Below are 12,512 nucleotides of genomic sequence, written 5' to 3'. Positions count from 1 at the left end.
TATAGTTCTAAAGAGTCCTAAAGGGAATAGATAGAGCATAATTCCTCTTCTTGTCTCCCCCTCTCCCCCTCTTCCCCTCTCCCCGTCACCGAGTGAAAGCGGCTATTACATTAATTCTACATACATAATTATACATATCCCGGACTTTTTCAAGAAGTCCGGGACATATAGCGATCCTTTTCTCTACTTCTGCGTCCTCTGTCCAGTGTAGGTTAGTTCAAAAAAATCCGTTCACAACCCACTGCTATACTGCTATATTTACCCATTTATGGCTCAACTTTCAAGCATAGTTTTCTGCTTGGAAATGTAATAATAAACCATATTCCAAACCTTCAACCACTGCTTGATAGGAAGCAGCTAAGATATTCTTAGAAACGGCAACAGTTGTCCAGCGTTGTTGAATATTCCGAGATTCAACTAAGACACGAGTTTTCGCCGCAGTTCCGGTATTTCCATTCAAAATTCTAACTTTATAATCTGTTAACTCAAAGGTAGCAATTTGCGGATAAAAGTTAACCAAAGCCTTACGCAAAGCGGCATCTAAAGCCGCTACAGGTCCAGTACCTTCCGCAGCTTCCAGAATATTTTCACCATTGACAGTTACTTTAATAGTTGCTAAAGAATGGGTTGTTTCTTTCCCCTGAATTAAATCACAATGGACTTGAAAACCATTGATTTCAAAAAACTGTTGACGCAGACCTAAAGCATCATACATCAACAGGGCAAAACTCGCCTCTGCCGCCTCAAATTGATAGCCGACATTTTCCAATTCTTTCATTCTCTGGAGAATTTGTCTAGCTTGGGGATGATCCTTGTCTAACTCAATACCAAAAGTCCGGGCTTTAGCCAAAACATTACTTAGTCCAGACTGTTCGGAAATGACAATGCGGCGCGTATTTCCGACTTGTTCTGGTTGAATATGTTCATAGGTTAAAGGGTTGCGTTCTACCGCTGATACATGAATACCGCCTTTATGGGCAAAAGCGGAACGCCCTACAAAAGGTGCGTGTTCATCAGGAGCGAGATTGACAACTTCACTGACAAAACGACTGGCCGCTGTCAGTTGATGTAGCTGGTGTTGGGCGATACAACTATAACCCAGCTTTAGCTGTAAATTAGGAATCAGAGAACACAGATTAGCATTACCGCAGCGTTCTCCATAACCGTTGATTGTCCCTTGTACCATTGTTGCACCCGCCATAACTGCTGCTAGAGCATTAGCTACCGCCATTTCTGAATCATTATGAGTATGTATTCCTATTTGCGGAGTTGTTGACCATTGACCATTGGCCATTGATAAATGACAATTAACATCCTGAACAATTTGTGTAACTTCATGAGGTAAAGTCCCACCATTGGTATCGCATAAAACCAACCATTCCGCACCGGCGGTCATGGCCGTTGTCAAGGTTTGTAAAGCATAATCAGGATTTTGCTTATAACCATCAAACCAATGTTCAGCATCGTAAATTACCCGTCGTCCTTGAGAACACAGATACTCAATTGTGTCACCAATCATGGCTAAATTTTCTTCTAGACTGGTCTTGAGTCCGGCTGTAACGTGCAAATCCCAGGATTTACCGAAAATAGTCACCCAGCGAGTACCTGCCGCCAAAATCGCTTGCAGCATGGGTTCATCTGGGGGTTTGGTATGAGGACGACGGGTAGAGCAAAAGGGAACAACTTCCGCTTGTTTGAGGGGATTTTCCTGAAGTTGCCAGAAAAACTCGACATCTTTAGGATTTGCGCCTGGCCAACCACCTTCAATAAAAGGAATCCCTAATTGATCGAGTCGGTGAGCAATGCGTAACTTATCTTCTATGGACACTGAAAGTCCTTCCCGTTGGGTCCCGTCCCGGAGAGTAGTGTCATAGAGCCAAAGTTGATTTGAGGGAGTTTTGGTCATAAAAATTGTTGAACCTTTGATTCAACACTGACACCTGAGAGATAACTTGGCTGCACGCCAATAAACAACAAAAAGCTATTTTGGTAGTTTCATCAGGCCATACAAAAATGCTAACAATTGCTCTGAGGAAGTGTAGCGAAGCTTCATATTTTCTTCCTACTTCCAGTCTCAAAGCTTCGCCACTATCCCCTTGGGGATTTAACTCATGTTACCCATGCAGGAAACCCTAAAACCATTCAGTACTTATTCTTCCCCTGGAAAACCTTTAGCAAAAACCATGACTCGGCTCGTCCGCTGTACCGACGGTTGTTAATAATTCAATTCTAAGCTGTTTTCATCCTGAAGACAAGCAAAGGAAATGATCCCCAAAATCCTGTTAAATATGAGGAAAGGAATTGGCACTTATGGTACTTGTGCGGTTAAGGTAGAAGGCGAAGTGTCCGCAGTAAATTGGTCTGAGCATTCTTCTGCGTTCCCTTCTTCCCCATTCTCCTACAAGTAATTTGGGTTTGATTGATCAAACTCAGGTTTTAGCTACTGTTAAAGTGACTAAATTTCACGGTTTTTGGGGTCAAGGTTCTTCAATAGTTTGGACACCAAAAGGTTAAAAAGGAGACAAACAAGATGGGTAGATGGACACCCTTAATTTTGATGGCTGGCGGCGTAGCAATTTTGCTAGGTACGCTGCTGGGAATTAACTTTCCTATGGGCGGACAACAAAGTGCTAATGTTCCACAAGGACGCAGAGCATCCAGTGTTCTCCCAGCTAATATTAATGTTAATAGTGCAGGTGGAGGTAATGATGCGGAAAATAATCCTAGCAATGAGTCGGAAACGATTAAAAGCAATGATTCTAACAGTGAAAGCCGCCGCACTAATGTAGCTCAAGGTAATGTTTCTACTGAAAATTCAGGTAATTCTTCTAACACTACACAAGAAACAAGCACTAGTGACCAAGGTTCTGATTCTACCAAAGAAACGGCAAGTACAGATAGTGACATGGCTACACCACGCGGGCTATCAAATTCTAGTAGTAATGTTAATCAGGACAAACAACCAATTCGAGCTTTGTGGTAACTAGAGATAAATTAAGTTAAAAATCAATGGTCAATGGTCAACGGTCAAAATCAAATAACTAATGACCAGACCTAAATTCTACTCCCTTTGTTAGCCTTTATGAGTTATTAGTTATTTACTAGACTAATGACTAATGACTAATGACTAATGATGTTTTAATTATTGGTGGTGGTATTATCGGGTTGGCTTGCGGTCTTGAAATGAAATTACGGGGTGCTAATGTAACTGTAATTTCGCGTGATTTTACTGCTGCTGCCAGCCACGCCGCCGCCGGAATGTTAGCCCCTGAAGCGGAAAATATTACTAATGAGCCGATGTTGTCTTTGTGTCGGCGATCGCGCGATTTATACTTAAATTGGACAGAAAAATTAGCAGAATTAACTGGACAAAAGGATGTAAACAATACAGGTTATTGGCCTTGCGGTATCCTCGCACCGGTTTATCAACAACCACAAAATACGGGATATAGAAACGCCCACTGGTTGAATAAAGATACTATTAACCAATATCAACCAGGTTTGGGTCAGGATGTGGTCGGTGGTTGGTGGTATCCTGAAGATGGGCAAGTTGATAACCGGGCTTTAATTAAGGTTCTACGGACTGCGGCGGAGTATAAGGGTATTATATTTCAAGACGGAGTTACCGTAGAAGCTATTTCTCAACAACAGGGAAAAGTGATTGGTGTCCAAACTAATATAGGTTTATTTCGGGCTGACCATTATCTTTTAACCGCTGGTGCTTGGGTAAATCAATTATTACCTTTATCAGTGCGCCCCCGCAAAGGACAAATGTTGAGTTTACGAGTCCCGGATTGTCTCAATGAATTACCCCTAACTAGGGTATTATTTGGAGAAGGTATTTATATTGTCCCGCGGCGCAATCGTTCTATCATTATTGGTGCAACTAATGAAGATGTGGGATTTACTGCTGATAATACCCCGGTCGGGATTCAAAGTTTACTACAATCAGCTATTCGCTTATATCCCCAATTAGAAAATTATCCTCTTCAAGAACTTTGGTGGGGATTTCGTCCAGCTACCTCCGATGAATTACCTATTTTGGGTGCTAGTCATTGTCCTAATTTGACTTTGGCTACTGGTCATTACCGCAATGGAATTTTACTCGCACCTGTGACAGCGATATTAATTGCTGATTTGATTTGCGAACAAAAAACAGATCCTCTTTTACCTAATTTCCACTATTCCCGTTTTTCTGCTGTGTCATCTACTACTACATCAATGCTCGTTAATTCTACTGTCACTAATATTAATAGTGTAAACAAGCTCCAAAATAAATCATTTTGTGACATTGCTACGCCGCCCAGACTATCAGATCTAAATATTCAAGATTCACCATTAATTATTGCCGGTAAAAGCTTTAGTTCTCGGTTAATGACGGGAACTGGTAAATATCGCAGTATCCGGGAAATGCAGCAAAGTGTCGAGAACAGTGGTTGTCAAATTGTGACGGTGGCCGTGCGACGGGTACAAACTAATGCACCAGGACATGAAGGTTTAGGAGAGGCGCTAGATTGGAGTAAAATTTGGATGTTACCTAATACTGCTGGCTGTCAAACTGCGGAGGAGGCCATTCGGGTGGCACGCTTGGGACGAGAAATGGCGAAATTATTGGGACAAGAGGATAATAATTTTGTCAAGTTAGAAGTTATACCTGATCCTAAATATTTACTTCCAGATCCTATAGGTACTTTACAAGCGGCAGAAAAATTGGTAAAAGAAGGTTTCGCTGTATTACCTTATATTAATGCTGACCCTATGTTAGCAAAGCGGTTAGAAGAGGTTGGTTGTGCCACTGTGATGCCTTTAGCCGCACCCATTGGTTCTGGACAAGGGCTGAAAACTACCGCCAATATTCGGATTATTATTGAAAATGCTAAAATACCAGTGGTGGTAGATGCGGGTATTGGTGCGCCTTCACAAGCCGCTGAGGCGATGGAATTGGGGGCAGATGCGTTATTAATTAATAGTGCGATCGCTTTGGCTGAAAATGCTCCAGCCATGGCTTATGCGATGAATTTAGCAACTGTGGCGGGTCGCATAGCTTATTTGTCCGGTAGAATGCCTATTAAAGAGTATGCTAGTGCTAGTTCTCCTATAACGGGAACGATTACTGGTTAGTTTTTTTTGTACTTAGATCCCCGGCTTCTTCCAGAAGTCGGAATCGCTGTCTAATTTCAATGGCAAGTATTGTCCCTTTCTATCATACAGCAAGAGCTTTGAGTGAGGTACACCTTGTGCGGGCAAGACTTGTACTGAGATTGGTCGAAGTATGCCCGCACCACAAGAGTTTTATTATTAATATCTGTACTTCATAAACGGATAACTGCTGTAATTTACCTCAATTTAATCAACTGTAATAAACCAATTCTCAATTATCAGATCCTCAAAATCCTGAAAATCTGCCATATTGTTTGTTACTAAAATCAAGTCATTACAGAACGCAATACTCGCAATAAGACTTGCTACTGCTACTTCTGAACGATAGCGATTTAATTGATCTCAAACCTGAGTATTGGGAATTGGCCGACTCGGTTCTGAGATAATATTAGAGTCTAGTAAAAAGCGAACTGTCATAAATCAATCTCGCGTCCTGGACTACGATCTCTTAAATTAGCAAAATCTTCATCTGTAAATTCAATTCCTTCTCTTTCAATTGTTTCTCGAAACCTTAAAACCCCTTCCCAAAAGCTATCTCCTTTATTCTGTAATGGTTTTTCCTGTACTTGTTCTTTTATTTGTGACAGTTTATGTTTGAGAAATTGAATAAAATCTAAAACTTCCTGTTGTTTATCGGTTGGTAACTCTCGCAGGTTTTCTAAAACTGCTTGTTCAATGGTCATAGTTTCACCTCTACTACTAGGCTATTATTCTATTATAAATGACATTAGCATTAATTTTTATTTTCTTCTCCATTTTTGAGATCAATTCCTAATATTGCCAATTGTTGATTTATCCAATCTGTAGCTGTTGCTTCATTGGTTTTAATGGCTTTTTCTACTCCTTATAATGTTGATAAAGCGTAATTAGTTATGGGAATCCTATCTTTATATTATGACAAAATCTGCCGTGTCTGCCGTGATAGTAAGCTGTTAGATTGATCAGGAAAAATATATATAAATATTATACAGCAGGAAATTAACTGATGATGCTGTCGTATAGCTTATTTGTCGGGTAGAATGCCTATTAAAGAGTATGCTAGTGCTAGTTCTCCTGTAACGGGAACGATTACAGGTTAGTTTTGTTGTACTTAGATCTCCGGCTTCTTCCAGAAGTCGGAGATGTCTATTAATTAGTCCCTTATTTAACAGTTTAGGAATGGTTTTTAATGGGTTTTTTGCCATTCTGTTAATCCAAACATTACTTCTAACTCCTAACAGCTATAGGTTGAGAATTTGTAAACCAGCATTCTTTGTACTAATTCTAAAATTAATTTTTGAGAATGATATCTATATCTAATATTTCTGGAAGTGTAAACTAAATATAGTTTTAAAATTTATTTATTTAACTCTAAACTGACCCTATCTTCACCATAATTAGCAACTAAAACAAACAACTTCAACCATCGAGAACCCAGTAAAATTTACTGTATTTCATCTCCAGCAAATACAGGAATTTCCCACTCTTGACCATCTATAATCACCCTACCATGATAAACATCAAAATCAGTTTCTCCTTGAGCAGTTCTTAATTTATTTTGTCTTAAAAAAGGCCAATCAAGACTTTGTAAATCTTGTTTATTCATGGCTAAATATTCAGTAAATCCTGTGTCTAACATTGTTTCTACAGAAAAACTGAAATTATCTCCATCAATTAAATCAATTTCCAAATAAATTTGACCTTTATCTCCAAATCTACCCTCTATCTTATGCGGCCACTAACTCCCGTTTCATTAATGCCATAAATATGATGAATGACATGAGGATACTTTTCTCTGGCCATTTTACTAGCTACCTCTTGATCCTGATCAATAAAATAATCCCCGCTATCAGGTTCAATAGCAATATACCAACCATAGTATTTATCAAGTATTTCCGGTTTTAACCGCTCAAAAATTACCCAACAACGATCAGAAAAAGCCTGTCTTCTGGCTTTTCTGTGAGCTTTTTGTTCTTGGGTCCACTGAATTTCCCGAAATTCTCGACCACGACGGACAACCCTTTGCGGTGTAGATTTTGTCATGATTAATCACCTGATTAAAGTGTATTGTCCATTTTAACCTAAAAAACGACTATTAAAAATCATCGAGGCTTTTGCTTGCACCTCACATTTCGCAGATGTGACTCGGATTATTGATATTTTTGACAAATTCCAGCCAGAAAAATTTTATTTACCTAATTTTTCTGCTTGAGTTTAACTTGATCTGCCAAAAAATTTTGTCTGTGAGATGTAAGGATTTTTTTGTCAGAATCAGGATGTCCAGGATTTAAGGATTTACAGGATTGTTATTTATGAATTGTTTGTGAGTTGATAATATTATTGCACTGATTAAAATTCCTAAAATCTTTTTCACATCCTTGATATAATATTCGGTTAAATCAATAGAAATAGTTTTATCTTCTAACTTCAAAAACTGCCAAATAGTACCGATAGTTACAGCACCATAAACAATCTTAATCGCATTTTGTTTTTGTTGATTAAACAATTGAGCAGCCAGCATTTCAGCTATACATTGAGCTAAACCTAATTTCAAGTTTTCATTTTTACTTTCTACCAATGTAATTATAGGTGCGCGAATAAAAAGCTGTTCTTTAGAAAGACTAATTAGGAAATCACAAAAACCATTTAAACCTTGTTGATTATCAACATTAAAATCTACTCCCGAAAATAAACTGATTTCATTATTTAAGTTTCTTCTTACTTCAAGTAAAATTGGACTAATTATCATCTCAGAACGGGCTTTCTCAGTATTAATTGAAACGGCTAAATCAACATTTTCCTTGAGGATTGTTGTTAGTAAATTACTAGGTTCTTCCTCTGGTACATCTGCAAATAATCCTGATACTTCATTTAATGTCAATTCAAATTTTTGGATAATTTCACTTAATTTAAAATCACTGTAAGCCATCTTTATCTACCTTGTTACTTTTAATAATTAGTTGGGAGAAAAAGTTTATTTTGACAATTGATTACTTCTCAGGTAGAAAAAGCCTGTCTTCTGGCTTTTCTGTGAGCTTTTTGTTCTTGGGTCCACTGAATTTCCCGAAATACTCGACCACGACGGACAACCCTTTGCGGTGTAGATTTTGTCATGATTAATCACTTGATTAAAGTGTATTGTCTATTTTAACTTAAAAAACGACTATTAAAAATCATCGAGGCTTTTGCTTGCAAAAAAAACCCCAATAAAGAAGATGTAGGGGTTGACATTTGCTTTTAAATTTGTTATCATGAAGTTGATAAGGAAGAACTATCTTAGTATAAATTAATAGTATAAATTAGTTGGCATAAAAAAATACCCACTCAGTTTTACTACTGGTGGGTATTAATTAAGTCAGAGCCGTATCCCCTGACCCTAGTAGAACTACTTACTTTCGGTAAAATCAGCATCAATGACATCATCACCAGAGGGAGCAGAACCACCACCGGGGGATTCAGCACCAGCAGCACCAGCATCACCACCAGCTTGTTGGTAAATATTACTACCAATAGCAAACAGAGCTTGTTGCAGTTCTGGTGTTAATTTCTGGATTTGAGCATCATCTTCCTTGGCTATAGCGTCCCGAACTTCTTTAACTAAACCCTCAACCTTAGTCTTATCAGCAGCGGGGACTTTATCACCCAATTCTTGTAACTGCTTTTCTGCTTGATAAGCTAAAGTATCAGCTTGGTTTTTGCGTTCAATTTTTTCACGGCGCTCCTTATCAGAAGAAGCATTTTTCTCAGCTTCTCTCACCATGCGTTCTACATCATTCTTGTCAAGAGTAGAAGCACCTGTTATACTAATAGATTGTTCCTTACCAGTACCCTTATCCTTAGCCGCAACATTGAGAATACCGTTAGCGTCAATATCAAAAGTAACTTCAATTTGGGGAACACCACGAGGAGCAGGAGGAATACCATCCAAGCGGAAAGTACCTAAACTCTTGTTATCATTAGCAAATTCTCTCTCACCTTGGAGAACGTGAATTTCCACATTAGTTTGTCCGTCTACAGCAGTAGAGAACACTTCTGATTTTTTGGTGGGAATTGTAGTGTTACGAGGGATAATCTTAGTCATGACACCGCCCAAGGTTTCCACACCCAAAGACAATGGTGTTACATCTAACAATAAGATACCTGTAACATCACCTGCTAAAACTCCCGCTTGAATAGCAGCACCAACAGCTACCACCTCATCAGGGTTAACGCTTTGGTTAGGTTCTTTACCTAAAACCCGCTTAACCACATCCTGAACAGCAGGAATCCGAGTAGAACCACCAACAAGAACAACTTCGTCAATATTGGTTTTATTTAATTTCGCGTCTCTGAGAGCATTTTCCACGGGAATGCGGCAACGGTCAATTAAATCAGAACAGAGTTCTTCAAAAGTGGCGCGAGTCAGAGTTGTATCTAAATGCTTTGGTCCGTCCTGGGTAGCGGTGATAAATGGTAGGTTAATTTCCGCTTGGGTAACGCTAGAAAGTTCGATTTTAGCTTTTTCTGCCGCTTCTGTTAAACGTTGTAAAGCTTGTTTGTCCTTACGGAGGTCAATACCTTCATCTTTTTTGAACTTTTCTGCCAAGAAATCAACGATTTTTTTATCGAAGTCGTCACCACCTAAGTGAGGATCACCAGAGGTTGATAGTACCTCAAATACACCATCACCAACTTCCAGAATAGATACGTCAAAAGTACCACCACCCAAGTCAAATACGAGGATAGTTTCATTGCTCTTCTTATCAAAACCATAAGCTAGAGAAGCAGCAGTAGGTTCGTTGATAATCCGTAATACTTCAATACCAGCGATTTTACCAGCGTCCTTAGTGGCTTGACGTTGGGAGTCGTTGAAATAAGCGGGAACGGTAATTACTGCTTGGGTAACAGTTTCCCCCAGGTACTTACTAGCATCTTCCACTAATTTGCGAAGAACCTTCGCAGAAATTTCTTCAGGTGCAAATTGTTTACCAGCACCGGGAGAATCTATTTTAACGTTACCACCGCTACTGAGAACCTTATAGGAAACTTGTGTAGCTTCATTAGTGATTTCGTCATAACGACGACCAATAAAGCGTTTTACAGAATAAAAGGTATTTTCGGTGTTCATTACCGCTTGACGTTTAGCGATTTGACCAACTAAATTATCACCATTTTTAGCAAAGGCAAATACAGAGGGTGTTGTTCTAAAACCTTCCGCATTAGCGATAACTGTGGGTTTACCACCTTCCATTACTGCCACACAGGAATTAGTCGTACCTAAATCAATTCCAACTACTTTTGCCATTTTGGTTTTTTACTCCGTATAAAATTACTAAATGAACTCAGAGAGAATATAAAAAAAGAGCATCAGAACACTACTGAATTCTTTTTTGATAAAATTGCATTAACTAATTGTCAATGGCAATCAATTGGGTTAGGCTCTGCTGGGAATTAAACCCCAAACTAGGCTTTTATCATATAAACTTAGTGGTAGCCATATGCCTAAGGGTGGTTTACCGAACCGTTAAGGGAACAGTGAATTTTATAAATTATGTCTAGTGATCTCATGAATTAATGTGCGTTCACATTGACTAATGTATGAGAATTAATACTTTCAGGAATTGGGGTGAACCGTAACTTTATAGTCGTATTTGCCGTCAAGCCCTGTGGGGAGCTAAAAATTAAGAATTAAAGAGAGAAAATTATACCCCTCAATCTGTATTCAGGGGTGGTAATTGGTAATTGCCTGATTTTATGAAGCAGGTATGGGAGGGCGTTCTCCTTTCTGAAACCTCAACCATGCCTGTTGTAAATCAGCAGGAGCAGGATTAGTGGCATCATAAATGACAATTACATTAGTTAAAGGTCTGCCGGAAGGAACTAAAATACTATTTTTAGTGGCTAAGGCTCTAGAAGCCCCACCATCTAAATTCATGGCCTCATAACAACCTATGGCTTTCATTGCCTCCGCTTCTTCCTGCAAAGAGAGGGCGATTTCAAAGTTCGCTAAAATAAGCTTTGTACCGTCTTTGGTAAAACCAATGGCTGTTCGAGTGCTATTACCCAACACAGAGAGATCTTTAAAACCTTCAATTCTGGGGTTGAGCCAAATTTCCCCCTGTCGCAATAGTCTCGGTCCACCAGTTAGGGAAAACCAATGTTTATTCCATTCTGGTCTACCGTCTGCTCTGGCTGTGACTATTTCCGGTTTGTTGCCAATTCCTAACCCCAGAGTAGTACCAAAGTTTTCCCAAGGACGGTATTTGAGAAATTTCCCCCCTGCTATCATGTTACCCATAACTGTTTTTTGGGGATTTTTGGCGGAAAATGTGCCGTTGGCTACTACTGTAGCCCCATAACGCAGCACTAATTTATTAAATTCTTCATCACCACTGGTTTTTTGAATTGTGTTAGCAAAGGTGGCATTTTTGGCTAAACCCATTGTGATTAAGTTTTTTGGGTCTGTGAGGTCAACTATGGTCTGATAAAAAGGGATACCATTAATTTGACTTTTGTTGACCTGTACAGCTTGGCCGTAACTGGGTAATGTGATTGTTAATCCCTGTGCTAGGGTTGCTCCACTAAGAAATAAAAAGGATCTACGGCTGATTTTAGTAATTGGCATAATTGATTTTTATTAACTCTGATTTCTTCTTTCTTCTTGTTTCTGACTCCTGACTCCTATATTTTATGAATAATTGCTATATCATTTTTCACAAGCCCTATGGAGTCCTGAGCCAATTTACTCAAGAAAGTCCTCAACATATCACTCTCAAACAGTATATAGATGTTCCCGACGTTTATCCTGTGGGGCGTTTGGACTGGGATAGTGAAGGACTACTGTTGTTAACAAATGATGGACAGTTACAGCATCGTCTCGCTCATCCCCGCTTTGGTCATCAACGTACCTATTGGGCGCAGGTGGAACGCGTTCCTACCCTAGATGCCATTAATCAGTTACAAACTGGAGTGAAAATTCAAGATTATCGCACTGCCCCCGCCCAAGTTAGGTTATTGTTAGAAGAACCATCGGTGACACAACGCATTCCCCCCATTAGATTTCGTAAAAGTGTTCCCACGGCTTGGCTGGAAATGACCCTCACTGAAGGCAAAAACCGCCAAGTTCGTCGTATGACGGCCGCTGTGGGTTTTCCAACTTTGCGATTGATTCGGGTGAGTATTGCTAATATTCAATTACATGATTTAGCACCAGGACAATGGCGAGAACTTACTCCCACAGAATTAACTAGGCTCAATTATGCACCGGAAAAGTAAGTTAATCTACTGTAGTACTCAATACTTTCGCTATTTTTTGATAGGTTGGGTTTTGCCTATAGTTCACGTAGTGAACCTACCTTAACTCAATCTAGGAATCAAGCTTTTGTGAATTTTGC

At 39.3% G+C, this 12,512-nt stretch carries 8 protein-coding genes and 4 pseudogenes; 5 read left to right on the top strand and 7 right to left on the bottom strand.

Annotated features, from left to right (window positions below):
- Positions 1 to 280: 280 nt before the first annotated feature.
- Complete coding sequence (gene cimA / locus FFO06_RS02845) at positions 281 to 1,906, bottom strand: citramalate synthase (protein WP_137906670.1); 1,626 nt, start codon at positions 1,904 to 1,906, stop codon at positions 281 to 283.
- Positions 1,907 to 2,294: 388 nt separating this feature from the next.
- Here cimA and FFO06_RS21810 point away from each other — a divergent pair.
- From FFO06_RS21810 to FFO06_RS22515, 4 genes and pseudogenes are all read left to right on the top strand, one after another.
- A pseudogene (locus FFO06_RS21810) lies at positions 2,295 to 2,514 on the top strand (2Fe-2S iron-sulfur cluster-binding protein); the annotation flags it as partial.
- 16 nt (positions 2,515 to 2,530) lie between these two features.
- The gene (locus tag FFO06_RS02835) at positions 2,531 to 2,983 is read left to right on the top strand and encodes a hypothetical protein (protein ID WP_137906669.1); all 453 of its coding nucleotides are present in this window, start codon (positions 2,531 to 2,533) and stop codon (positions 2,981 to 2,983) included.
- A gap of 140 nt (positions 2,984 to 3,123) precedes the next feature.
- Positions 3,124 to 4,195: pseudogene (gene thiO / locus FFO06_RS22520) on the top strand (glycine oxidase ThiO); the annotation flags it as partial.
- A 128-nt stretch (positions 4,196 to 4,323) separates the two neighbouring features.
- Positions 4,324 to 5,121, top strand: a pseudogene (locus tag FFO06_RS22515) (thiazole synthase); the annotation flags it as partial.
- Positions 5,122 to 5,573: 452 nt separating this feature from the next.
- On the opposite strand, the gene FFO06_RS02820 reads toward FFO06_RS22515, so the two are convergent.
- The 6 genes and pseudogenes from FFO06_RS02820 to FFO06_RS02795 all read right to left on the bottom strand — a co-directional run bounded on the left by FFO06_RS02820 (position 5,574) and on the right by FFO06_RS02795 (position 11,743).
- Positions 5,574 to 5,843: a DUF2281 domain-containing protein gene (locus tag FFO06_RS02820; protein WP_028084968.1), complete on the bottom strand. Its 270-nt coding sequence runs from the start codon at positions 5,841 to 5,843 to the stop codon at positions 5,574 to 5,576.
- A 653-nt stretch (positions 5,844 to 6,496) separates the two neighbouring features.
- Positions 6,497 to 6,865 (bottom strand): annotated as a pseudogene (locus FFO06_RS02815) (aspartyl protease).
- Positions 6,862 to 7,182: a hypothetical protein gene (locus FFO06_RS02810; RefSeq protein ID WP_137906667.1), complete on the bottom strand. Its 321-nt coding sequence runs from the start codon at positions 7,180 to 7,182 to the stop codon at positions 6,862 to 6,864. The pseudogene FFO06_RS02815 and the gene FFO06_RS02810 overlap by 4 nt, the downstream one beginning before the upstream one ends.
- Positions 7,183 to 7,426: 244 nt before the next feature.
- Positions 7,427 to 8,068 (bottom strand): hypothetical protein, encoded by a 642-nt coding sequence (locus tag FFO06_RS02805; protein ID WP_137906666.1) that lies wholly within the window; start codon positions 8,066 to 8,068, stop codon positions 7,427 to 7,429.
- A gap of 456 nt (positions 8,069 to 8,524) precedes the next feature.
- Positions 8,525 to 10,423: a molecular chaperone DnaK gene (dnaK, locus tag FFO06_RS02800; RefSeq protein ID WP_137906665.1), complete on the bottom strand. Its 1,899-nt coding sequence runs from the start codon at positions 10,421 to 10,423 to the stop codon at positions 8,525 to 8,527.
- Between the two features lie 447 nt (positions 10,424 to 10,870).
- Complete coding sequence (locus tag FFO06_RS02795; RefSeq protein WP_137906664.1) at positions 10,871 to 11,743, bottom strand: phosphodiester glycosidase family protein; 873 nt, start codon at positions 11,741 to 11,743, stop codon at positions 10,871 to 10,873.
- A gap of 65 nt (positions 11,744 to 11,808) precedes the next feature.
- Here FFO06_RS02795 and FFO06_RS02790 point away from each other — a divergent pair, with 65 nt between their 5' ends.
- On the top strand, positions 11,809 to 12,393 hold the full coding sequence (locus tag FFO06_RS02790) for an rRNA large subunit pseudouridine synthase E (protein WP_137906663.1): 585 nt from the start codon (positions 11,809 to 11,811) through the stop codon (positions 12,391 to 12,393).
- The last annotated feature ends 119 nt before the right edge of the window (positions 12,394 to 12,512 follow it).

The sequence above is a fragment of the Dolichospermum planctonicum genome, from assembly GCF_005402965.1.
In the GTDB taxonomy this organism is placed as follows: Bacteria; Cyanobacteriota; Cyanobacteriia; order Cyanobacteriales; family Nostocaceae; genus Dolichospermum; species Dolichospermum planctonicum.
This window is presented reverse-complemented; position numbering and strand designations above follow the sequence as displayed.